The 22,414-nt window shown below is 67.9% G+C and carries 26 protein-coding genes; 14 read left to right on the forward strand and 12 right to left on the reverse strand.

The window, feature by feature from the left end:
• Positions 1-16: 16 nt before the first annotated feature.
• From ACZK4H_RS19745 to ACZK4H_RS19755, 3 genes are all read left to right on the forward strand, one after another.
• Positions 17-439, forward strand: coding sequence for a DUF2141 domain-containing protein (locus tag ACZK4H_RS19745; protein ID WP_099554456.1), 423 nt, complete (start codon positions 17-19; stop codon positions 437-439).
• Between the two features lie 26 nt (positions 440-465).
• A complete protein-coding gene (locus tag ACZK4H_RS19750; RefSeq protein WP_099554453.1) occupies positions 466-1,989 on the forward strand; it encodes a carotenoid oxygenase family protein in 1,524 nt (507 codons plus the stop codon).
• A 62-nt stretch (positions 1,990-2,051) separates the two neighbouring features.
• A complete protein-coding gene (locus ACZK4H_RS19755) occupies positions 2,052-2,768 on the forward strand; it encodes an ABC transporter substrate-binding protein (protein WP_099554450.1) in 717 nt (238 codons plus the stop codon).
• 92 nt (positions 2,769-2,860) lie between these two features.
• Here the strand turns inward: ACZK4H_RS19755 and ACZK4H_RS19760 are convergent, their stop codons facing one another.
• Entirely contained in the window at positions 2,861-3,760 is a 900-nt protein-coding gene (locus ACZK4H_RS19760; protein ID WP_099554448.1) for a LysR substrate-binding domain-containing protein, read from the reverse strand.
• A 98-nt stretch (positions 3,761-3,858) separates the two neighbouring features.
• On the opposite strand from ACZK4H_RS19760, the gene ACZK4H_RS19765 reads away from it, so the two are divergent.
• Positions 3,859-4,044: a hypothetical protein gene (locus ACZK4H_RS19765; RefSeq protein ID WP_099554446.1), complete on the forward strand. Its 186-nt coding sequence runs from the start codon at positions 3,859-3,861 to the stop codon at positions 4,042-4,044.
• On the opposite strand, the gene ACZK4H_RS19770 is transcribed toward ACZK4H_RS19765, so the two are convergent.
• Positions 4,041-5,588, reverse strand: coding sequence for an alkaline phosphatase (locus ACZK4H_RS19770; RefSeq protein ID WP_099554445.1), 1,548 nt, complete (start codon positions 5,586-5,588; stop codon positions 4,041-4,043). The genes ACZK4H_RS19765 and ACZK4H_RS19770 overlap by 4 nt on opposite strands.
• Positions 5,589-5,709: 121 nt before the next feature.
• Here ACZK4H_RS19770 and ACZK4H_RS19775 point away from each other — a divergent pair, with 121 nt between their 5' ends.
• Positions 5,710-6,504, forward strand: a complete 795-nt coding sequence (locus ACZK4H_RS19775) for a D-alanyl-D-alanine carboxypeptidase family protein (RefSeq protein WP_099554443.1) — start codon at positions 5,710-5,712, stop codon at positions 6,502-6,504.
• Positions 6,505-6,510: 6 nt separating this feature from the next.
• Here the strand turns inward: ACZK4H_RS19775 and ACZK4H_RS19780 are convergent, their stop codons facing one another.
• Positions 6,511-7,104, reverse strand: coding sequence for a TetR/AcrR family transcriptional regulator (locus ACZK4H_RS19780; RefSeq protein ID WP_099554441.1), 594 nt, complete (start codon positions 7,102-7,104; stop codon positions 6,511-6,513).
• A gap of 16 nt (positions 7,105-7,120) precedes the next feature.
• Positions 7,121-7,717 carry an NAD(P)H-dependent oxidoreductase gene (locus tag ACZK4H_RS19785; RefSeq protein ID WP_099554439.1) on the reverse strand — a complete coding sequence of 199 codons (597 nt, stop codon included), beginning with the start codon at positions 7,715-7,717 and terminating at the stop codon, positions 7,121-7,123.
• 126 nt (positions 7,718-7,843) lie between these two features.
• Here ACZK4H_RS19785 and ACZK4H_RS19790 point away from each other — a divergent pair, with 126 nt between their 5' ends.
• Positions 7,844-8,377 carry a hypothetical protein gene (locus tag ACZK4H_RS19790; protein ID WP_099554437.1) on the forward strand — a complete coding sequence of 178 codons (534 nt, stop codon included), beginning with the start codon at positions 7,844-7,846 and terminating at the stop codon, positions 8,375-8,377.
• A 69-nt stretch (positions 8,378-8,446) separates the two neighbouring features.
• Here ACZK4H_RS19790 and ACZK4H_RS19795 read toward each other — a convergent pair whose 3' ends face one another.
• Entirely contained in the window at positions 8,447-9,274 is an 828-nt protein-coding gene (locus ACZK4H_RS19795) for an isocitrate lyase/PEP mutase family protein (RefSeq protein WP_099554434.1), read from the reverse strand.
• A gap of 168 nt (positions 9,275-9,442) precedes the next feature.
• Between ACZK4H_RS19795 and ACZK4H_RS19800 the strand changes: the two genes are divergently transcribed.
• The 5 genes from ACZK4H_RS19800 (at position 9,443) to accC (ending at position 13,310) form a co-directional block, all read left to right on the forward strand.
• Positions 9,443-10,171 (forward strand): DOPA 4,5-dioxygenase family protein, encoded by a 729-nt coding sequence (locus ACZK4H_RS19800; RefSeq protein ID WP_099554432.1) that lies wholly within the window; start codon positions 9,443-9,445, stop codon positions 10,169-10,171.
• A 356-nt stretch (positions 10,172-10,527) separates the two neighbouring features.
• The gene (gene aroQ, locus ACZK4H_RS19805; RefSeq protein ID WP_099554431.1) at positions 10,528-10,977 is read left to right on the forward strand and encodes a type II 3-dehydroquinate dehydratase; all 450 of its coding nucleotides are present in this window, start codon (positions 10,528-10,530) and stop codon (positions 10,975-10,977) included.
• Positions 10,974-11,399 carry a lysozyme inhibitor LprI family protein gene (locus tag ACZK4H_RS19810; protein ID WP_099554429.1) on the forward strand — a complete coding sequence of 142 codons (426 nt, stop codon included), beginning with the start codon at positions 10,974-10,976 and terminating at the stop codon, positions 11,397-11,399. Before aroQ ends, ACZK4H_RS19810 begins: the two co-directional genes overlap by 4 nt.
• Positions 11,400-11,452: 53 nt before the next feature.
• Complete coding sequence (gene accB, locus ACZK4H_RS19815; RefSeq protein WP_010481080.1) at positions 11,453-11,932, forward strand: acetyl-CoA carboxylase biotin carboxyl carrier protein; 480 nt, start codon at positions 11,453-11,455, stop codon at positions 11,930-11,932.
• A 10-nt stretch (positions 11,933-11,942) separates the two neighbouring features.
• Positions 11,943-13,310: an acetyl-CoA carboxylase biotin carboxylase subunit gene (gene accC, locus ACZK4H_RS19820; protein WP_005411253.1), complete on the forward strand. Its 1,368-nt coding sequence runs from the start codon at positions 11,943-11,945 to the stop codon at positions 13,308-13,310.
• A gap of 141 nt (positions 13,311-13,451) precedes the next feature.
• On the opposite strand, the gene ACZK4H_RS19825 is transcribed toward accC, so the two are convergent.
• Both ACZK4H_RS19825 and ACZK4H_RS19830 read right to left on the reverse strand, forming a co-directional pair.
• A complete protein-coding gene (locus tag ACZK4H_RS19825; protein ID WP_099554426.1) occupies positions 13,452-13,826 on the reverse strand; it encodes a hypothetical protein in 375 nt (124 codons plus the stop codon).
• On the reverse strand, positions 13,823-14,788 hold the full coding sequence (locus ACZK4H_RS19830) for a hypothetical protein (RefSeq protein WP_099554424.1): 966 nt from the start codon (positions 14,786-14,788) through the stop codon (positions 13,823-13,825). The genes ACZK4H_RS19825 and ACZK4H_RS19830 overlap by 4 nt, the downstream gene beginning before the upstream one ends.
• Before the next feature lie 164 nt (positions 14,789-14,952).
• On the opposite strand from ACZK4H_RS19830, the gene prmA reads away from it, so the two are divergent.
• From prmA to fis, 3 genes are all read left to right on the forward strand, one after another.
• On the forward strand, positions 14,953-15,873 hold the full coding sequence (prmA, locus tag ACZK4H_RS19835) for a 50S ribosomal protein L11 methyltransferase (protein ID WP_099554422.1): 921 nt from the start codon (positions 14,953-14,955) through the stop codon (positions 15,871-15,873).
• A 42-nt stretch (positions 15,874-15,915) separates the two neighbouring features.
• Complete coding sequence (locus ACZK4H_RS19840; protein ID WP_099554420.1) at positions 15,916-16,686, forward strand: DUF3426 domain-containing protein; 771 nt, start codon at positions 15,916-15,918, stop codon at positions 16,684-16,686.
• A 114-nt stretch (positions 16,687-16,800) separates the two neighbouring features.
• Positions 16,801-17,076 (forward strand): DNA-binding transcriptional regulator Fis, encoded by a 276-nt coding sequence (fis, locus tag ACZK4H_RS19845; RefSeq protein WP_005419706.1) that lies wholly within the window; start codon positions 16,801-16,803, stop codon positions 17,074-17,076.
• Between the two features lie 184 nt (positions 17,077-17,260).
• On the opposite strand, the gene ACZK4H_RS19850 is transcribed toward fis, so the two are convergent.
• The 5 genes from ACZK4H_RS19850 to ACZK4H_RS19870 are packed head-to-tail and all read right to left on the reverse strand — an operon-like array spanning position 17,261 to position 22,409.
• On the reverse strand, positions 17,261-18,256 hold the full coding sequence (locus ACZK4H_RS19850) for a phosphatidate cytidylyltransferase (protein ID WP_099474013.1): 996 nt from the start codon (positions 18,254-18,256) through the stop codon (positions 17,261-17,263).
• On the reverse strand, positions 18,253-18,882 hold the full coding sequence (locus tag ACZK4H_RS19855; protein ID WP_014038692.1) for a lysophospholipid acyltransferase family protein: 630 nt from the start codon (positions 18,880-18,882) through the stop codon (positions 18,253-18,255). Before ACZK4H_RS19855 ends, ACZK4H_RS19850 begins: the two co-directional genes overlap by 4 nt.
• 13 nt (positions 18,883-18,895) lie before the next feature.
• Positions 18,896-19,333: a hypothetical protein gene (locus tag ACZK4H_RS19860; RefSeq protein WP_099554419.1), complete on the reverse strand. Its 438-nt coding sequence runs from the start codon at positions 19,331-19,333 to the stop codon at positions 18,896-18,898.
• On the reverse strand, positions 19,330-20,634 hold the full coding sequence (locus tag ACZK4H_RS19865) for a phosphatase PAP2/dual specificity phosphatase family protein (protein ID WP_197577864.1): 1,305 nt from the start codon (positions 20,632-20,634) through the stop codon (positions 19,330-19,332). Before ACZK4H_RS19865 ends, ACZK4H_RS19860 begins: the two co-directional genes overlap by 4 nt.
• 23 nt (positions 20,635-20,657) lie before the next feature.
• Complete coding sequence (locus ACZK4H_RS19870; protein WP_099554414.1) at positions 20,658-22,409, reverse strand: bifunctional alpha/beta hydrolase/class I SAM-dependent methyltransferase; 1,752 nt, start codon at positions 22,407-22,409, stop codon at positions 20,658-20,660.
• Positions 22,410-22,414: the final 5 nt, after the last annotated feature.

Here is a 22,414-nt window from a genome sequence, read left to right on the forward strand (position 1 = left end):
TTCCGGAGCCACCGCCATGATCCGCACCGCCCTGCTCAGCACCGCCCTGACTGCCCTGGCCTTGGCCGGCAATGCCCACGCCGCCGATCTGGCCGTGACCGTGCACGACATCCGCGTACAGACCGGCACCCTGCGCGTTGCGCTGGTCGACAGCGCTGCCGCCTGGGACGGCAAGGCCAAGCCCGTGCAGGCCCAGCAGGCGGCGCCTAACGGCGACAGCGCCCACTTCACGTTCAAGGGCATGCCGGCCGGCAGTTACGCCGTGCTGCTCACCCACGACGAGAACGACAACGGCAAGCTCGACACCAACCTGGTCGGCATGCCGGTGGAAGGCTACGGCTTCAGCAACAACCCACAGGTGATGCGCAAGCCGACCTTCGACGAGGCGCGCGTCGACGTGCCGGCCGCTGGCACCGCCATCGACATCACCCTGCGCTGATTCCCGCATCCAGACCCGAGGCCAGCATGGACCGTCGCCGCTTCCTCCGTACCCTGCTCAGCAGCAGCGCCTGCCTGGCCCTGGGCGCCACCGCACTGCGCAGCGCGCCCGCCTTCGCCGGTGACCCGGCCCGTTTCGCGCAGGGCCTGCAGGAGCACCCGTGGCTGCTCGGCTGGCGCAGCGTTACCAGCGAGAGCCTGGGCCCGGCCACCGTGCAGCTGCAGGGCCGGCTGCCGGTCGGCCTCGCTGGAACGCTGTACCGCAATGGCCCGGCCTGGGCCGAGCGCGATGGCTTCCGCTACGACCACTGGTTCGATGGCGACGGCATGGTGCATGGCTGGCGCTTCAATGGTGATGGCAGCCTGACCCATCACGGGCGCATGGTCGCCACGCCGAAATTCACCCGTGAACAGAAGGCCGGCCGCTTCCAGTATCCGGCTGCCGGCACCAGCGTTCCCGGTGCGCTGGCGGTACGCAACAACGATGATGCCAACGTGGCCAACACCTCGGTGACGATGATCAATGGCCGCCTGTTCGCCCTGTGCGAATCCGGTTCGGCGTTCGAAGTGGACCCCGATTCGCTGCAGACGCTTGGCCCGGTCACCTGGCGTCCGGACCTGGCGGCGCTGCCGTTCTCGGCGCACCCGCTGCGCGACCGCGACGGCAGCCTCTGGAACTTCGGCTCGATCAGCCTGATGGGGGGCCATGGCCTGCTGGTCTGGCACATCGGTGCGGACGGCCAGCTGCGCAGCGCCAATGTGATCGAAACACCCGAGCATGGCTACCTGCATGCCTTCGCGATGACCGACCAGCACCTGGTGTTCGTGATGATGCCATTCGATTTCACCGGTACCGGCGGCAGCTTCTTCGAGCGCATGCAGTTCGCACCGCAGCGGCCCGCGCGCATCGCGGTGGTCGCCAAGGATGCGCCGGACAAGGCGCAATGGTTCGAGGCCTCGTTCGCGGCGATCTACCACTTCGGCGACGCGTTCACCCACGATGGCAGCATCGTGCTGCGCGCAGTACGCCATGACGACATCAACGAAGCACGCTCGCCGATGAAGGAAGCGATGGCCGGTGACGGCGCACATGCGGCCAACAGTGGCGCCAGCCTGGTCGAGCTGCATCTGGACCTGCGTCGTGGACAGGCCCGCTGGGAGACGTTGGGCATCAGCGCGGTGGAGTTCCCATTGTTCGACCCGCGCTCGACGAACACACGTGGCGCACGGCTGTATGCGCCGACCATCGACGGCACGGCCACTGCGCCGTACTTCAACGCCGTGGCCGCGTTCGACATCGCGCGCGGGCGTCGCCAGCTGTGGCACTACGGGCCGGACATCATGGCAGAGGAGCACGTCTTCGTACCGCGCCCTGGCAGCCGCAACGCCGATGACGGCTGGCTGATCGGCACCCTGCTCGACCCGGTGAACAAGCGCAGCGGCCTGGCCGTGCTGGATGCACGCCATGTGGATGACGGCCCGCTGGCACAGGCCTGGCTGCCGTATGCGGTGCCACTGGGCTTCCACGGCACCTTTGCCGCGCGCGGCTGACTCCACGCCACGCGGACACCGTTGTTGGCAAGCTGGGTCTCCCCTGCCCCGTGGAGTCCTGCATGTCCCTGGCCGACCATCGAAGTACGCTGGCACCGCACGGTTTCCTGCGCGTGGCGATCAACCTGGGCAACCCGGTGCTGGCACAGGGCGATGCGCGCTCACCGCGCGGCCCCTCACTGGAACTGGCTACCGCATTGGCGCAACGGATGGGGGTGCAGGCACGCTTCACCTGCCACGAGGCCGCAGCCTCGGTGGTCGCCGCAGCAGGCGAAGACAGCTGGGATCTGGCCTTCCTGGCCATCGATCCGGCACGCGCCGACCGCATCGCCTTCAGTGCTCCGTATGTGGAGATCGAAGGCACCTATCTGGTGCGCGAGGACAGCCCCGCGCAGCAGGTGGCCGACCTCGACCGCGAGGGGCTGCGCATCGCGGTGGGGCGTGGCGCGGCCTATGACCTGTTCCTGAGCCGTGAACTGCGCAACGCCACGATCGAGCGGGCGGATACCTCGGCAGCGGCCATCACCCTGTTCGATCAGCAGCGCCTGGATGCCGCCGCCGGCGTACGCCAGCCGCTGGTGGCCTGGGCGCAGACGCATCCCGGCCATCGCGTGCTGGCCGACCGTTTCACCGCGATCCAGCAGGCCGTGGCGGCGCCAGCCTCACGCCCCGCCGAGGGGCTGCAGGCGCTGTTCGAGGAAGTGGAAGCGATCAAGGCAGGCCCGTTGCTGGAGGAAGCGTTCGCGCGTGCCGGGCAGGCGGTCACCCTGGTGCAGTAACTGTAGAGTCGAGCCATGCTCGACTGCTCTTTCGCAGGAGCAGTCGAGCATGGCTCGACTCTACAGATGCGATGGCCGGGCTTGGCTCGACGCTACAGATTCGCTTCGGCCATGTGCCGTACGTGTTCGGCGGCCTGAGCATGCAGCCAGTCGCGGAACGCGAGGAAGCCCCGATGGCGGGCCGAGCGCTGCGGGTACACCAGCCAATGCGGCCAGTCGGTCTTCAGGCGCTGGCTGGACAGTGCGACCAGCTGGCCGGAATCCAGCAGCAGCCGCGCCCGCGTCACCCGGCCGAGGGCCACGCCCACGCCATCCAGAGCCGCGCGATGGTGCGCCTCCGAATCATCCAGCACCGCCACGAAGCGCGACGGCGGGCTCTGCCCGCTCAACGCGAACCAGGCGCCCCATGCCCCGTCCGGATCACCCAGCAGCGGCCACCGGGTCAACGGCACACGGTCGACGCCTCCCATGCGTTCGATCAGTGCCGGGCTCGCCATCGGCACCAGCCACTCGTCGAACAGCGGCTCCACCACCAGGCCCGGCCATTGCCCGCTGCCCAGACGCAGCGCGGCGTCGAACTGGCGCTGCCGCTCGAAATCAATCAGGCGTTCACTCGACTGCAGGTTGATTTCGATCTGTGGGTGCTCAGCCACGAAGTGACCCAGGCGCGGCACCAGCCACGCCGACGCCATCGACGGCACCGCGCTGATCGTCAGCACGTGCTCGGCGCGTGCGGCATAGGGCTGGAAGGCTTCATTGATCGCATCCAGGTGCGGCCCCACCTGGTCGAGCAGGCGCTGCCCCTCAAGGGTGAGGGTGACACCACGCGGCTGGCGGATGAGCAGTGGCTGCCCGAGCCGTTCTTCCAGCTGCCGCATCTGGTGGCTGAGCGCGCTGACGGTCAGGTTCATCGACGCCGCCGCGCGCGACAGGTTGCCGAGCCGGGCGGCGGCCACGAAGCCCTGCAGGGCATGGAGCGGTGGGCGGGACATCAGACTTGAATTCCTCTCAAGGCAGGCTTGCGGAAATGTCGCTTTTTGCCCGTCCATGCTGCCCGTATCGTGCAATCCACTCAAGTGGAGGCACGCTCATGAACATCTTCGGCGGCTTGTTGTTCCTGCAGGGCCACGTGGCCAGCGCCGAGCTGGCACGTCAGCTGGCCAGCCCGTCCCCGAAACCGCCGCCCGGCAGCATTCCCGGTAGTGCCGGCCGCTGGCCGGCAACCTCGCCGACCGGGAAGCCTGCAGCTGCCGGCCAGCAACCGGCGCGCCCCTAACGCTGCAGCGCTTCCTGCACCGCGGCAGCCACGTCGGTGTTGTCGATGTAGCTGCCGTCGTTCCAGCGCACATGCTGGCGATAACCAGCATCGACACCCCGCACGCGCTTTCCAAGCAGCTCCGCGCCGGCGCCCTTGGCCCACAACGGCACCAGTGCATTGGAATGGTTGCCGGTGGGACGGAAGCTGATCCCGGGCATGTGGCCACGGCCGTTGTTGCGTACCGGCGCGAAAGCGACGTTCTGTGCATCCGGGCCCATCGGCATGCTGTTGTCGTGGTCGGTGGTGACGATCAACAGGTTGCGCTCCCAGCCACCGTTGCGCTCGATCCAGTCGACCACCGCCGCCACCGCGTCATTGAACTCCACGGTTTCCTCGATCAGCCGGCCGTACTGCGGCTGCTCACTGCACTGGCCGTAATGCCATTCGGTGCCACAGGCGCTGGTATGCGCCGCCCAGTCGGTGGCGCCGCCTTCCACCATCAGGAACAGCCCCTTGGGCGAGCGCTGCTGCAGGAACTGCAGCGCGCCGCGGGTCATGGTCGCCAGATCGGGCACGCTGTCGATCTTCCTCACTCCCGAAGGCGTGGCTGCATCCTTGCCCAGCACCTGCAGCTGGCGCGCCTGCTGCAGTGTGTTGGCCACGCGCGGTACACCGATCAGCGGCCTGTCGGCCGGCAGCCGTCCCTGCGCGAGCGCGGCGAACGCTTCCTTGCTGCGGATCAGGCGCCACGGCCCGGACGGATTGCCGCCGATGATGCTGCCCGCTTCCAGCTGCTGCCAATCCTGCTGCGACACCCACTCCCATGGATTCGCGCAGCCCTCTGCCTTGGCGGCGTCCGTGCCTTCGTTGCAGGCGCGGCCGTCGACACTGTAGCCCGGGCCGCCGGTGCCCATCACCAGGTCCATGTGACCCTGCGCCAGCATCTGGTGGGCGATGGCGTGGTAGTTGTTGCGCGATACGTTCTGCGCCGCGAATGCGGCGGGTGTGGCGTGCGCGAACGGCACCGAGGTGACCACGCCGGTGGCCATGCCCAGGCGCTTGGCGCGCAGCGTATTGAACTCCACGGGTTGGCCATCGTTGTTGAAGTTGATGGCGTTGTTGTAGGTCTTGATACCCGAGGACAACGCGGTGCCTGCCGCCGCGCTGTCGGTCGCCACCGCCGCCAGGTACTGGTAGCCGACGAAGGGGAGGTCCTGCGCCGGCACCGGCTCGGCATCCCATGCCTTGCCGGCGTCGTAGCCAAGCGTCTGCGCGGTGTCGCCGGTCGGCTGGCTGCTGGCGTTCAGCGGGAAGGTGGTCACCGCCAGGCGCTGCGGGAAATCCGCATAGGGGGCGCCTTCGCGGCTGCCGTACTGCCAGTAGGCAGCGGCATCCCAGGTACCCCAACCCGCGCCGTCATTGATCATCACGATCACGTTGTACGGACGGACTTGACCGGAGGGAACGGCCTCGGCGCGCAGAGCGGGCTGGCAGCCGCCAAGCCCGGCCAGCACAAGCAGCAGCGAGGAGTGGAGCCAGCGGCATGGAATGCGTGCAGTCATCGGATGTCGCGTCGGGCCATCGGCGGCCCCCAATGACGATACGTTATATCGTTGCAATATTTCAGCTTCGTGCAGCCGCCGCGCACTATCCTCCAGAGTCCCCACTGCCATCGTCGCTTCCATGCCGTCTCCTGCTCCTGCGCGTGCACCGCTGTCGTCCATCACCCTCGATGCGGCAACCTTTGCGGTGATTCACCAGCACAACGCGGACATCACCAGGCAACCGGCCTCACTGACCAAGCTGATGACCGCCTACGCGGCTTACGAATGTGTCGAGGAGCGCGGGCGCTCGTGGGGCGACGAAGTCACCATTGCCGGCGACGACGTGCATGCGGTCGCCGACGATGAAACGCGCATGGGCCTGGTACCCGGCGAAACGGTCACGCTCGCGCGCCTGCTGGAAGGGTTGATGATCGTCTCCGGCAATGACGCGGCGCTGGCGATCGCGCGCCACCTGGACGGATCGCAGACTGCGTTCCTGGAGCGCATGAACCGACACGCACGCCAGCTCGGCCTGCGCAGTACCTGGTTCGCCAGCGTCTCCGGCATCACCACGCCGCACCATGCGTCCAGTGCGCGTGACATGGCGGTGCTGGCCGCCTGCCTGTTGAACGATCATCCGCAGATCCTGGCGATCACCGCGCAGCGCGCGTTCGAACATGGCAGCTTCAGCCGCAACAACCAGAACGCCCTGCTGGGCGATGACGGCGTGGATGGATTGAAGACCGGCTATACCCGGGCTGCAGGCTTCTGCCTGGCGGCGACCGCGTGCCGGCCGGTAACCGGGCGTGCGCAGCCGGTGCGGCTGATCACCGTGGCCCTGGGTTCTGAAAGCCGCGAGGCACGCGATGCACGGGTACGTGATTTGCTGGCTGACGGTTTCGCTGCGCTGGCCGGCACCACCATCGACGCCTGAGGCCGATCAGCGGCGCTTGACCGTAGCCACGATCAGGCGCTGCAGTTCGGCTTCGGCGTCGCGCTTGTCCAGCGCCCCGGCAACCACGGCTTCGGACAGGGCTTCGGCCGCACCGAGAATCGCCCAACGCCCCGCCAGCGGCACCGAGCCGTCAGCGGCGAACGTGCCCAGCCAGGCGTCGCAGTTGTCGATGAAATCCTGCTGGTAACGCCGGCGCACCTCATGCAGCTCCGGCGCGCCGACCAGCGCGGCGAGGATGCCCTGCACTTCACTGCCCTGGCTGAGGATGCAGTCGATGTAACCGGAGGCGATGGCGGCCGCACGATCAGCCAGCTGTGCCCTGGCGCGGCCGATACGCTCGTGGAAGACCACCGTCTGCCGTCCGTCGTAGTCATCGTAGAGCGCGGCCAGCAGCCCGTTGCGGGTCACGAAGTGGTCGTAGGCCACCGGCTTGGTCACGCCCGCCGCTTCGGCCAGCCGCCCCAGCGTCAACGCATCGGTGCCCTCCTCGCCGACCAGCGTCCACGCCACCTCCAGCAGCTGGCGGGCGCGTTGCTCTCGGGTCAGGCGGCGGCGCGTGGGAGCGACGTTGGCAGGCATCGGCGGAACACGGCGATCAGTCCATTGGAGTACCGATTTTACGGCCGATTTCCACCGCGGTCTGCAGGTGAGCCTGCGCAGCGCCACTGTCGGCGTCGAGCAGCAGTTGCGATGACAGCATGCGTGCACCGCAGTAGTCGAAGATGCCCATGTCGATCTGGGTCTTCATTGCGGCACCATAGCCGCGCCGTTCGATCATCTCAGCGCCCGCACCACCGACGCCGACCAGGTGCACGCGCAGGCGCTGCAGCTTCTTCTGCACCTTGCCATCGGCGCCATCCTGGTAGGCCCAGCCCTGGGTGAACACGCGATCGATCCATCCCTTCAGCAGCGCGGGGAACGACCACCAGTACAGCGGATAGACCAGCACCAGCGTGTCGGTGGCGTCCAGCCGTGCATGCTCGGCGGCCACATCGGCCGGCACCACGCCGGTGCCACGGAACAGCGCCTGGTCCTGCGCGGTGAAGCGCGGGTCGAAACCCTCGGCCATCAGGTCGGCGTGGGCCACCGTGTTGCCGGCATCGCTCGCAGCGATGGCCTCGCCGATGCGCCGGGCGATGGCATGGGTGAGCGAACCGGGTTCGGGATGGGCGGTGACGATGAGGCTACGCATGCAGGGGCGCTCCAGAATTCATTACCTACCAATGGTAAGTATCAATGTCCGGCACACCAGCACCACCGGTGGGACGCTGTTTTCGCACCCCGTATAGTGCCGAGGTTGCCTGTGAGATACCCGACGATGCGCCGATACCTGCTTGCTTCATTGATGTACCTGTTGCTGGCCACCCCGGCACCGCCTGCCCTGGCCGGCGAGCTCACCCCGGCCGAATCGGCCGGCCTGCGCCAGGACGTACAGGCGATGTTGACCGCATTCGCCCAGGGCGATGCCGAGCTGATCATCGCCCGCACGCATCCCAGCCTGAAACGTCTGGCCGGTGGCGATGAGACCTACGCCCAGTCGACCCGCGATACCGTCAAGGCATTGCACAAGGCGGGCGTCGTCGTCATCAGCGACGAAGCGGGTGTACCCGGCCGCACCTATGCCGCCGGTGACGAGGAAGTCTGCTTCGTACCGCGGCAGTCACTGCTGCGTGTGCGCGAAACCGCTATCCGCAGCACCTCGTTCATGGTTTCCGTGCGCCACGTCGGCACTTCGCAGTGGCGCTACCTTGATGGCGCCGGGCTGATCGACAATCCAGCGATGCTCCGGCAGCTTTTGCCGGCACTGGATCCGGGCGTGATCCTGCCCAAGGGCGGAGTGGAAACCCTGTAGCGCAATTGCAGGGCGTCGGTACGCTCCGGCGCATCCATCCACGCATGGCGTCGCTCTGCTGGCTGTCCGCTAGCGGAACAACGCGTTCAACGCCGCGCCCGAGGCCGCCTGCTGCAGGCCATCGAAACGACCGTCCTGCACGATCGGCTGTGTCGCCTGCATCAAACCTCCCCACGCGGCGCGCGCCAGCGCCCCCCCCAGGCTGACCCGGCGCACGCCGAGTGCGGCGATGTCCTGCAGGCTCAGCGGCGTCGGCCCACCGACCAGCAGGTTCACCGGCTTCGTTCCTGCTGCGGCAACCACCGCACGGATCTGCTCGGGGGTCGTGATGCCGGGTGCGTACAGCACATCGGCACCGGCCTCGGCATAGGCGTGCAGGCGCTGCAGCGTGTCCTGCAGGTCGGGCACGCCCACGAAGAAGTTCTCGGCACGCCCGACCAGAAGCACCTCGCCGCCTGCACGGTCGATGGCCGCACGCGCCGCACGCAGGCGTTCGACCGCCTGGTCGATCGGGCGCAGCGGTGCATCGGCCACGCCACTGGCGTCCTCGATCGACAGCGCCGCGATGCCGGTATCGATCGCTGCGGCCACCGCCTCCCCCACCGCCTGCGGCGTGGCGCCGAAGCCATCACCGAAATCGGCATTCAGTGGAAGTGCTGTCGCCGCCGCCATCAGCCGCAGGTGCTCCAGGGTGGCCTGCAGCGACACCGCGCCATCCGGTCGCCCTTCGCTCCAGGCGCAGCCGGCACTGGTGGTGGCCAACGCCAGGAAGCCCTGCCGCTGCAGGTAGCGCGCACTGCCCACGTCCCACGGATTGGGCAGCACGAAGCATCCCTGCGCGTGCAGCTGGCGGAAAGACGCACGCTTGTGCTGTGTGTCGGCATCGGGCGAGGTCATGGCAGGGCTCCAGGGCGGTGGACCTGCACCGTAGCCCGCCGTGCGGTCGCACTCAATGGCGTCGAAGCCGGCCATGCATGAGGTGATGCTGCCTGCTTATTGGACGCCACCGGCCGCACTGCCCGAGCGTGCCTGCTTGCCCACGCCAATGCCGCCACGGAGCCTTTCATGCAACCTGACCCGCATATCTTCATCGCTGACGGCGACGATGACGCCCACTGGGCCGACCTGCTCTCGCCGGCACGGCGGCGCCTGATCGCCTCGGCCGGGCTGGCCGCCGGAGGCCTGGCCAGCGCCTCGACAGCCTCGGCATCGCCCCATGGCGACGTTGTGGCGAACACCACCGAGCCTGGCCGTCCCGGCTTCCGTGCCATCGTGCCGCCGGCGCCCAAGGGGCGCAGTCCCTGGGGCCAGGCCACGGCCAGCGAACCCACCCCGCGGCCAGCCAGCGTCCGTCCCGGCGAGGCCACGCTGCCCACCAGCCCGCGCGCCTATACCGACATCAAGAGCTATCACGCACATATCTACTTCGATGAAGACAGCTTCGAGAAGGCCGCCCTGCTGCGGCGCTGGGCGGCCGAACGCTTCCCGGTGGAACTGGGCAACTGGAACCTGGAGCCGCGCGGCCCGCATGTAACGCCGTCGTTCTACTTCGGCTTCAACAACGACCTGCTGCCGGTGCTGGTGCCCTGGCTGCAGCTCAACAGCCTGGGGCTGACCATCCTGATCCACCCCAACACCGGCGATGGCCGCGCCGACCATCTGTACTACGCCCTGTGGGTAAACCGCGCGCAGCCGGTGAACGCCTACAACTGGCCGGTACCCAAGCCGGGCGAGCGGGAGGCATTGGAAGAGGTCTTCCCGAACGTGGTGCCGACGGTGCCGCTGGAGACGTGAGCGGGTGGGTGGCGGGGATGGTGCGTGGCGTGCTGCGCACTTCGCGCTGCCCTTCGGTGGGTGCGCAGCTTGCTGCGCACCGAACTTCCTTCATCCACGCATGGCGTGGGTCTACCGCATCACCGCCCATGGCAGCATCAGCCCTGCCCCTGCCCCTGCCTGCCGCCATCGTCGGCCTACGTGCACGCATCCCCCGCCCGCACGGCGTTCAGCGCGCCTTGATCCGCCGCCCCGCATAGGGCCGCAAGCGCTTCGGCAGATTTCAAACATACGATTGAAACGCAGCAAACTTCGCCGAACTGGACAGCATCCGCCGGTTCCGCCAGACTGCCGCCCTTTCCCGTCTTCCGGATCCCATGGCGAAGCTGCTGGTCCTGCACGGCCCCAACCTCAACCTGCTCGGCACCCGCGAGCCGGAGGTCTACGGCCACACCACGCTGGCCGACATCGACCAGGCGCTGGCCGCGCAGGCAGCCGCCGCCGGGCACGCCGTGGAGAGCCTGCAGTCCAATGCCGAGCATGTGCTGGTAGATCGCGTGCAGGCTGCGCGCAACGACGGAACCGCTTTCATCCTGATCAACCCCGCCGCCTTCACCCACACCTCGGTCGCCCTGCGTGACGCGCTGGCGGCGGTGGCGCTGCCGTTCATCGAGATCCACCTGTCCAACCCGCATACCCGCGAACCGTTCCGCCAGCACAGCTACTTCAGTGACAAGGCGGTGGGTGTGGTGTGTGGTTTCGGTGCCGACAGCTATCGCTATGCGATGGATGCGGCGCTGGTGCGCGTACAGGCGGCCGTCGCGTGAAGGTGCTGCCGCACGTGCTTGCCAGCATCCTGCTGTGGGCCGGCCTGTGCGGTACCGCCGCGGCATTCGACCGCAAGGACGAAGGCATCGACTGCGCGCATCCGACCACCACCATGGAGAGCGACCTGTGCGCCTCGGACATGGCCGCGGCCGCTGACGCCGAACTCAATACCGTGTACGCCCTGGCGCGCAAGCAACTGCGCACGCCGGCCAAAGGCGGCAGCTGCAGCTACTGCGGCGATGCCGAGCAGCAGCTGGTGCTGGCGCAGCGCGCCTGGGTGCAGCTGCGCGACCACGACTGCAACGCGGTCTATGCCCTCAATTCCGATGGCACGGCACGCAACGGCGCACAGATGCGCTGCCTGACCACCCTCGCGCGCGATCGTACGCGTCAGCTGCGCGAATTCTACGAACTGCTTTGACCCGAGCGCGCTGCGCTCCCCACCACACTGACATCAAGAGCAAAGAGGCCACCATGGATCTCCGCAAAATCAAGAAGCTGATCGACCTGCTGGAAGAGTCGAACCTGGCTGAAATCGAAATCAAGGAAGGCGAAGAGTCGGTGCGCCTGTCGCGCGCCCCGGTGGCCGGCTATGCCGCCCCGGTCGCCGCCCCGGTGTACGCCGCTCCGGCCGCTCCGGCGCCGCAGGCGATGCCGATGCAGTCGCCGACCGAAGCCTCGACCGGCGGCACCGCCAAGCCGGGCCCGGCGCTGCCGGAAGGCCACGTGCTGCGCTCGCCGATGGTCGGCACCTTCTACGCGTCGTCCGCCCCGGACAAGCCGGCCTTCGTCACCGTCGGCCAGCAGGTCAAGGAAGGCGAGACCCTGGCCATCATCGAAGCAATGAAGATGTTCAACCCGATCGAGGCCGACAAGTCCGGCACCATCGTCGCCATCCTCGGCGAGAACGGCCAGCCGGTGGAATTCGACCAGCCGCTGTTCGTGATCGGCTGAGGGGCACGCCATGCTCGACAAAGTCGTCATCGCCAACCGAGGGGAAATCGCGCTGCGCATCCTGCGCGCGTGCCACACCCTCGGCATCCGCACGGTGGCCGTGCACTCCACGGTCGACCGCAACCTCAAGCACGTGGCCATGGCCGACGAGTCGGTCTGCATCGGCCCGGCGCCGTCGCCGCAGAGCTACCTCAACATTCCGGCGCTGATCGCCGCGGCTGAAGTCACCGACGCGCAGGCGATCCATCCGGGTTACGGCTTCCTGTCGGAGAACGCCGACTTCGCCGAACGCGTGGAAGAGTCCGGCTTCATCTTCATCGGCCCCAAGGCCGACACCATCCGCATGATGGGCGACAAGGTCGAAGCCATCCGCGCGATGAAGTCGGCCGGCGTGCCGTGCGTGCCCGGTTCAGGCGGCCCGCTGGGCGATGACATCGTCGCCAACACCAAGATCGCCCGTGAGATCGGCTACCCGGTCATCATCAAGGCGGCCGGTGGCGGTGGCGGTCGCGGCATGCGCGTGGTGCATGCCGAAGCCTCGTTGAAGACCTCGATCGAAACCACCAAGAGCGAGGCCAAGGCAGCGTTCGGCAATGGCGAGGTCTACATGGAGAAGTTCCTGGAGAACCCGCGCCACGTGGAAATCCAGGTGCTGGCCGACGGCCAGGGCAACGCCATCCACCTCGGCGAACGTGACTGCTCGATGCAGCGCCGCCACCAGAAGGTGGTGGAAGAAGCCCCGGCACCGGGCATCACCGCCGAACAGCGCGAACAGATCGGCAAGGTCTGCACCGAAGCCTGCGTGCGCATCGGCTACCGCGGCGCTGGCACCTTCGAGTTCCTGTACGAGGACGGCCGCTTCTACTTCATCGAGATGAACACCCGCATCCAGGTGGAGCATCCGGTCACCGAAATGGTCACCGGCATCGACCTGGTGGCCGAGCAGCTGAAGATCGCCGCCGGCCAGAAGCTGTCGATCAAGCAGAGCGACGTGGTGCTGACCGGCCACGCGATCGAGTGCCGCATCAACGCCGAAGACGCCGAGACCTTCGTGCCGAGCCCGGGCACCATCACCGGCTTCCATCCGCCGGGCGGCCCCGGCGTGCGCGTGGATACCCACATCTACAGTGGCTACCGCGTGCCGTCGAACTACGACTCGATGATCGGCAAGCTGATCGTGCACGGCCCGGACCGCGAAACCGCCATCGCCCGCATGCGGGTGGCGCTGAGCGAGATGGTGGTCGACGGCATCAAGACCAACATCGCCCTGCAGCAGCGGATCATGCGCGACAAGGGCTTCCAGGCCGGTGGCCAGAACATCCATTACCTGGAAAAGCGTCTTGCCGAGCGCAAGAACAAGCCGATCGCACTGACCTGATCGGCAGCAGGTGCTGGACATGAAAAGGGCGGGGATATCCCCGCCCTTTTCGCGTTCTTGCGGTAGCGCCGGGCCATGCCAGGCGGCTTTCCATTGCCACCATCCACCCGCCGGGCATGGCCCGGCGCTACCGGTGTGGCATCAGCGCTTGCCGGCCACTTCGGCCGGGATCTGCGAGTTCGCCAGCGGGCGAACACCATTGGGCGAGCTCGGGTCGACGATCACCATCGTCTCGGTGGACCCATCGGGCCACACCACCTGGAAGGTACTGCCTGCCGGCAACGAAGCAAACGGCATGCCGCTCTGCGCGCGATAGACCGCAGCGACCTGGCTGGCACCCACGCGGCGCACATCTTCCTGCGCCTTCACCGTGGTCAGTTCCACTTTTGACAGATGCCGGTAACGATCTTCATAGGTGTCGATCATCAACAGCCCGACCGCGCCGGCCGAATAGGCCACGAACAGCGCCACCCAGAACCAGAACTTGGCTCCATGCAGGAATCGACGGTAGTTCATTGCCCGCCCCTCTTTCCAACCAATCGCTTGATCCACTGCTTCATTTTCCCCGCACCTTGCCGCGAAACCGCAGCGTCATACACGAAATCCCGGAAATCCTGCGTCCCATCCTGCGAACAGATCCCTCCATTCGCACAAAAACTGTTGACCAGCACACTGTCGGCACCACACGGTAGACCGAGCTCGCAGGCCGCAACCCGCCATGCCAGTTCACTGAGCTGTTCTCCCGCCACCAGGCCAGTGAGCGCCTGGTCCCCCGCCGCGCGCACGCCCATGCCGGGTGCAATGGCCATGAAGGCCTCCGGATCGCGCGATGTGCGCACCCGCTCGACCAGGTCACGGCGGTACTCGGGGCTGTCATGCAGCGGTTCGCCTTCGGCAAACAGCGATGCTTCCGCTGCGAGGTTGCCCTGCGTGGCCGCCTTGCGACGCTCCGCCAGCACCAGCGCAGACCCCAGCCTGTCGCCCGGCACGAAGCCGCCACAGCGCTGCGCCACACGCTCGCGTGCCTGCACCATCGCCGGTGCAGCGGTCAGGCCCAGCCCGGCCAGCACATTGTTGTCCAACCGATAACCGCCCGGATCGATGGCGTACTGCGCGCAGTAGTCGTAGACCCGGCTGAGCATCCAGCGGGCTTCGTGGTTGCCTTCGTCGGCCTGCACGCGCAGGCGCTGCGCATAGGCGTACAGATCGGTCGCATCCTCGATGTCCGCGCGCAGGTCCAGCGGCAGGCCCGAAGGCAGCGCGTTGCCGCGCTCGAACGCCGCCAGGCGACGCGCCAGCGCTTCCGGCACGACCGGCAGGGGCGCGGCATCGTCCGCCGCAACCTGCGCCGTCGGCAGCTCGCCTGCGGCCACCGGTACCGATCCGGCATGGCCGCTGGCCCGATACCCGGCCACGCCCAGCACGGCCACCGCCGGCAGCACGAGCAACCAGGTTTTCAGGGGCGGAGCAAAGGCCATTGGCGGCAGTGAGCGTTCACGGCGCACAGGAAAGCACCAAGTTTAACAAGGCCCGACACCCCTGTCTGAATCGGTTCCGTTCATCTCCGAGCCGCATCTCAGGCAATACGGAGACGCTCCGATGGTCTAGCATGGCCCCCTTTCCCGCGATTGCCCCCACCGCCATGCCGTTCCTGGAACTGACCCTGCGTTGCACCGAAGCTACCCAGCCCCGCTATGAGAATGCGCTGGAGGACGTCGGCGCACTGGCCGTCACGCTGCTTGATGCCGAGGCCGATACCAGCAACGAACAGGCCATCCTCGAGCCGGGCGTGGGTGAGACCCCGCTGTGGGACACCCTGGTGCTGAGCGCGCTGTTCCCGGCCGACAGCAATGCGCTGCTGCTGTTGGCCGCACTGGAGTCCTTCGACCCGGAGCTGGACTGGAGCAGCGGCAGCTTCCGCGCGGTCGAAGACGAAGACTGGGAACGCGCCTGGCTGGACCAGTTCCAGCCGATGGATTTCGGCAGCCGTACCTGGATCGTGCCGTGGAACCATGAACTGCCGGAGGCGGCACAGGCTGCCGACGCCGCCGTGGTGCGGCTGGACCCGGGCCTGGCGTTCGGCTCGGGCACCCATCCGACCACCGCGCTCTGCCTGCGCTGGCTGGACCAGCTGGCCGTGGACGGCCTGCTGCAGGGCCAGCGCGTGCTCGACTTCGGCTGCGGCTCCGGCATCCTCGCGCTTGCCGCGCTGAAGCTGGGCGCCGCTGAGGCCATCGGCGTGGACAACGATCCGCAGGCGCTGGTCGCCACCGCCGACAATGCCGAGCGCAACGGCGAGCAGGCGCGCATGCTCGTCTACCTGCCGCAGGACGAACCCGTCGCCACCTACCCGATCGTGGTCGCCAACATCCTTGCCTCGGCACTGGACGCGTTGGCCGAGCTGCTGGCTGCGCGCGTCGCTGCCGGTGGCCGCATTGCCCTGTCCGGCATCCTTCACGGCCAGGAAGGTGAACTGCTGCAGCGCTATGCCGCATGGTTCGATGACCTGCAGGCCACCCAGGATGGCGACTGGATGCGCATCACCGGCATGCGCCGCGCCTGATCGTGGTTGAATGACTGCTGGATCCGAGCCCGCACCCTGAGCATGTCCGAGCCGAACCCACCGCGACGCCCCCTGGCGACCTTCCTGCACACCGCGCCGGAAGGTGGGCCCGTGCCTGCGACCGATGCGCGCACGCAGGACCCGGACGAACACGCGCTGCCTGCCATGCAGGTGCCAACCGGGCCTGCCGAAGCGGCGCATGTGGCGGCGGCAGGGATGCAGCACGACGATGCGCCTGTCATCGTTGATGAAACTGCGGCCATCGCGCCGGCACCGGTTGCAGTGCCGGCAACGGTGGCTGCCGCTGATGCGCCGAGTTTCCTTGGCAGCGCGCGCCCCCGCAACCTGCCGGCACCCCGCTGGCACTGGCTGCTGGTTGCGGGGCTGGCGCTGCTGCTGCTGCTGCAGAGCGTGCTTGCCGACCGTGCGCGGCTGGCCGCCGACGCCGGCAATCGTGCATGGCTGGGCACGCTCTGCGGCGTCCTGCACTGCAGCCTGCCGGCCTGGCACGAACCCACCGCCTTCACCATGACCAGCCGCGAGATCCGGCCGCTGCCCGGGCAGGCCGGTGTGCTGCAGGTCCAGGCCAGCATCCGCAACGACGCACGCTGGGCACAGGCGTGGCCGGACCTCCGCCTGTCACTGTCCGATGCCGATGGCCGGGTGATCGGCAGTGGTGTGTTCACGCCTGCGCAGTACCTGGGAGAGAACCCCGGCGCGGCCCTGCTGGAACCGGGCCAGAGCGCGCGCGTCGCCTTCCGTGTGCAGGAGCCCGCCGCATCCACCGTCGCATTCACCTTCGACTTCCTCTGACCGTGAAAAGGCGACCGGCCGTGGCAGGCCGGGCACGCTCGCGCTAGACTGGCCGCCACCACCTCGTCCGGCCGCGCGCTCCGCGCGCACGGGCCAACCGAATCGGGAACCCCCTTGAACGCTGTCCTTTCTCGTCCTGACAACAGTCGTGGCGCTCCCCGGCCACCGCTGCGTGAACACGTCGCCCAGTCCGTGCGCCGCTACCTGCGTGACCTTGATGGCTGCGATGCGGACGATGTCTACGAGATCGTGCTGCGCGAGATGGAGATCCCGCTGTTCGTGGAAGTGCTCAACCACTGCGAAGGCAACCAGAGCCGCGCTGCGGCGATGCTCGGCATCCACCGCGCCACCCTGCGCAAGAAGCTGAAGGAATACGGCATCAGCGCGTGAGCCCGCGTGGGTAGTGCCGGCCGCTGGCCGGCAACCCCATGAACGATGGCAGGATGTTGCAGTTGCCGGCCAGCGGCCGGCACTACCCGTAGATCCACGCCATGCGTGGATGGAAGCCCGGCAGAATCAACCGCCCCCGCCCGCCAGTAGATCCACGCCATGCGTGGATGGACGCCCGGCGGGATCAGCCGCCCCCGCCCGCCTTCCAGTAATACCGCACCACGTGGAAGAACACCGGCGCGGCGAAGCACACCGAATCCAGCCGGTCGAGCATGCCGCCATGGCCCTCGATCATGTGGCCCCAGTCCTTGATGCCTCGGTCACGCTTGATCGCCGACATCACCAGGCCGCCCCAGAACCCCATCAGGTTGATCAGCAACGACAGGCCAAACGCCTGCAGCGGCGTGAACGGGGTGATCCACCACAGCGCCGCGCCCAGCGCGCTGGCACTCAGCACGCCGCCGACGAAGCCTTCCACCGTCTTCGACGGCGACAGCTTTGGTGCGATCAGATGCTTGCCCAGCAGTTTGCCCCAGATGTACTGCAGCACGTCCGAGGACTGCACCACGATCACCAGGAAAGCAAACAGCAGCACGTTGCGCGACGGGTCATGGCCCGGCACGTGCAGGTTCAGCAGCAGCGGTACGTGCGAGATGCAGAACACGCAGATCATCAGTCCCCACTGCACCTTCGCCGTGCGCTCCAGGTAGTGCGTGGTATCGCCGCCGATGGTCGACAGGATCGGCAGGAACAGGAACGCATAGACCGGAATCAGCAGCGTGTACATGCCGTACCAGTCGATCCACACCAGGTAGTACTGCCACGGCAGCACGATGTAGAACGCGGCCAGCAGCGCGTAGTAGTCACCCGAGCGGGTCGGTGCGAGCGTGATGAACTCGCGCAGTGCGAACAGCGAGATGATCGCGAACAGCACGATCACCCCGGCACGGCCGAAGAACAGCGCCAGCCCGACCACGATCGCCATCACCCACCACGCGCGGATGCGCGACACCAGGTTGGCGATCACCGCGCTGGGCCGGCCGCGCTGGCGCCATCGCAGCGTTTCGGCCACCAGCGTGGCCAGTACCAGCACCGCGCCGACGCCAGCGAACAGCAGGCCGGTCTGCTGGCCCACGCTCTGCGTTGCCAGGTCGCCGGACACATCGATCAGGAAACTCATGCGCGCCCTCCGTTCGGCGCCAGGTCCAGCAACGCCTGCCGGCTGCGGGCCAGGAATGCGGCCTTGTCCTCGTCGGCCTGCAACCGCAGCGGCGTGCCGAAGGTGGCCGTGCACAGCAAGGGCAGCGGCAGGAAGCGGCCCTTGGGCATCACCCGCTTCAGGTTGTCGATCCACACCGGCACGAATTCCAGCTCCGGGCGTTGCCGTGCCAGGTGATAGATGCCGCTCTTGAACGGCAGCAACGGCTCATCGCCCACGTTGCGGGTGCCTTCCGGGAACAGGATCAGCGAGCAGTCTTCGTCCACCGCGTCACGCAGCACCTGTAGAGGATCCTGCTGGCGATGGCCGGCCTCGCGCTCGACCAGTACGCCGTTGAACACTGCATCGATCAGGTAGCGACGCAGGCCGTCGCGCTGCCAGTACTCGGCGGCGGCAACCGGCCGCACCTGGCGCCGCAACGCAGGCGGCATCGACGACCAGATCAGCACGAAGTCACCATGGCTGGCGTGGTTGCCGTAGTACACGCGGCGCTCGCTGGACGGCGCGCAACCGATCCACAGCGCGCGTGCGCCTGTCACCACATGGATCGCGCCACTGCAGGCGCGGGCAATCAGTTCGGCGAACATTGGCCCCTCCCGTTCACGTCTGCGGCCACAACACGGCCAGCACCAGCAGTGCGAACTGCACCGCGGTCAGCAGGTACTGGCGCAGCAGCAGGCGGCGCATGCCGGCCCAGCGCGCGTCCCAGCCCCGCAGTTGCGCATCGGGCGACGCGCGGCGCAGGCCACTGTCCTGCAGCAGCTGATCGGTGCGGCGCGCGGCAGCATCGCCGTCCAGGCCCTCATCGCGCAGCAGCTGCAGCAGGCTGGCGTCCAGCGCCACCCTCCACGCGAGATAGGCCTGTGCGATGCCCGCGGCAACACTGAGCAGCAACAGGCCGGCAGCGATCATCGCCAGCCCCGGCTCGATGCCGAGCAGCAGCAGTGCCACCAGCAACAGGCCCAGCGACAGCAGCGCCGGCCAACGCCCCTGGCGCAGCAGCACCTGCATGGTTACCAGATCGGGAACCGTGCTCATGCGCGCGCTCCGGCCGCAGCAGTCATGGCATGCAGATGCGCCGCGCCCAGCACGATGCCGGGGCGTGCAGCCCGCACGATCGCCACTGCCGCGTTCGCATCGGCCGCACGACCACTGCGCAGCAGCCAGGTGGCGACGCTGGCGGCGCTGCGCGAATAGCCCAGCGCACAGCACACCAGCAACGGCCCCTGCGCATGCAGCCGCTCGATGGCCTCGGCCGCCTCGCGCAGCTGTTCCGGTGCAGGGACCACCAGGTCCAGCATCGGCACGCTGGCATACGCGGCGCCCGGCGCGCGGCAGGACAGCTCGGCACAGGCATCGACCACGCCCACCAAGGGTGGCGGCAACGCCGCGCAGGGAATGCGCCCCAGCCACACGCCATCCATCACGGGAACCGGCTGCGGCGCACGCCGCGTCCACAGCCGCGAATTGATCCAGGCTGCGCCCAGGTACGGCGCCAGCAGCCAGCGTGCCGCCATGGTCAGGCGACCATCGGCGCGCTTCTGGAACACCGCCGTACACAGCCCGGCATACGCCAGCGCCACCAGCAGCAACGACACCACCGGCCACAGCAGCCACAACGCCGCACCGCGCAGCATCACCGCCGGCGCCAGCAGCAGCACCGCCCCCAGCAGGTAAAACGCCGCCAATCGCCAGCGCTTGGCATCACGCGCGGTGCGCCAGGCGCGCAGCGGCGGCGTGCCCTGCTCCGGCCACAGCCAGACGCACAGCCACCCCGCCAGCAGGCCGGTCGGGATATCGATGAAATGATGCTGGAACGTGGTCAGCACCGAGACGCCTATCAGCAATGCCCATGCATGCAGCACCCAGCGCCACACGCCGTGCAGGTACTGCGCGAACTTCACCCACAGCACGATCAGCAGCACGATGTGCAGCGATGGTGCCTGGTTGAACGGCTTGTCGAAGCCCAGCAGCACATCGAACAACCAACCGAACACGCCGCCGATCTCCGGCCGCTCGAAGCTGAAGCGCAGCGGCCACAGCAGGAAGCAGGTCACCGCGATCAGCTGTGCACTGAACAGCCGCAATGCATGCCGGTCCAGTTCGAGGCGCTGCCGGCACAGGAAGAACGAGATGGCATAGAACAGATCGATCGACCAGTACGGCACGATCGTCCACGGCACGAACGGAATGCGGGTTTCCCAGGCGAACGCCATCACCGGCAGCGCGGCGTGGCGGCCGGCCATCCAATTGGCGAAGCCATAGCTGGCGAAGAAGAACGGTCCCAGCAGGGCCAGCCACAGCAGGGCGCGCCGCCAGGGGCGCCCTTCCACGGCCAGGGGGGGTGCGGCCAGCGTCGCCATCACGCGGTCCGGCGCGCCAGCGACACGGTGAAGATGCCGAATTCGTCGATGCGCTGCGCCACCTTCTCGAACCCGGCCAGGCGCACCAGCTCATCCATTTCCTGCTGGGTCCGGCGCCGCATCACCCAGGCCGCGCCACCGCGGTGGCTGGTCAGCGCACGGGCGATGAATTCCAGCTGCGGGTGCCAGGGCTGGCCGGTGTAGGCCAGGTAGCCGCCCACCGGCACCGTTGCGGCGATGCCCTGCAGCGAGCGCAGCACCGCATCGTTGTCGGGGAACAGTTCGTACAGGCCCGACACCACCGCCAGTGTCGGTGCTGGATCGACCTTGGCCAGTTGCGCCGGATCGAACGCATCGCCCTGCTCGAAGCGCGCGATGTCGGCCGCACCGAGGTGCTCGATCAATGCCTGGCCCTGGGTCACGTTCAGATCGCTGAAATCACGCAGCACGATGCGGTCGGCGCGCTGTTCGCCCTGGCCCAGCGCTTCCAGCACATACCGGCCATGGCCAGCGGCCACGTCCAGCACGCGCACCGGCGTGCCCTGCCTGCGCAGGCGCTGGGCGGCATCGCGCAGCAGTTCCTGCAGGTGCTGGCCGCGCACGCGGATGCCGCGCCAGCCGATTGCATCCAGATAGTTGCGGTCGACCATGCGGCCCAGCGGGCCCTTGCCACGCGCTTGGTCGCGATAGATGTAGTCGAGCGTGCTGCCGGAATCGAAACCGGTCTGCAGGCCCAGCGCGATGCCCTCGGACAAGGTCCCGCCGAAACGCAGGCCGCCACGCACCACGCGCCAGCGCAGGTCGGCCAGGCTGTTGCGTTCCGGTGGCCACGCCAGGATCTCCGATTCTTCGAAGGTCGGCCCGTGGCGGTGCGCATCGCGACGGGACAGCTCACGCAGCGGCTCGGCGAAACGTGCCTGGATGAAGCTGCGGATACGCGCCAGTGCCGGCGCGCGATCACGCTCGCCCAGCGTGTCGTGGAAGAAGCCCGGGAGGTGCACGCGCTCCTTGATCGGGCTGGACAGGCGCTCGTAGAAGCGGTCCTGAGGGCCACGATGCACGACGAAATCCGAACCGGACACCAGCAGCTGCACCGGCACGCTGATCGCCTGCGCATCGGCAACGATGCGGTCGGCGGCCTCGTACAGGCCCAGCAGCACGCGCACCGAGATCGGCCGGGTGATCAGAGGATCGGTGCGGTAGCTCTCCACGCGCGCCGGGTCATGGGTCAGCCACTGCGGCTTGACGTAGCTGTTGACGAAGAAGTTGCCGCGCAGCTTCTGCATCAATGCCAGGCCCGGGCGTGCGAACGGCACGTACAGCTTCACCTTGAACGCGGGCGAGGCCATCACCAGTGCACGCAGGCGCGGTGCGTAATCGTGCACCCACGTGGCAGCAACCACCGCGCCCACGCTCTGCGCGATCACCACGATGTCTTCCACCGCGATGCCATGCGCGGCACCGATGTGGGCGATGAAGCTGTCCAGGTCACGCACCAGCGCCGGGAAGCCCGGTGCATCGCCACGTGCGCCCGGCGAACGGCCATTGCCGCGCGCATCCCAGGCGAAGAAGGCGGTGTCGGGCAGGTCCAGCTCGTCAACCAGGTGAGTGACCCGGCCGGAGTGCTCGTGGCCACGGTGCAGCAGCACGATGGCCTTGGTGGCCGGGGTTGCCGTGGTGCTCGCCCAGTACCGGTAGAACAGCGGTACCTGGTCGAAGCTGTGGAATTCCCGTTCCTGCGCCTGACGCATGCAAT

The organism is Stenotrophomonas sp. 78350_Sma (assembly GCF_056482105.1).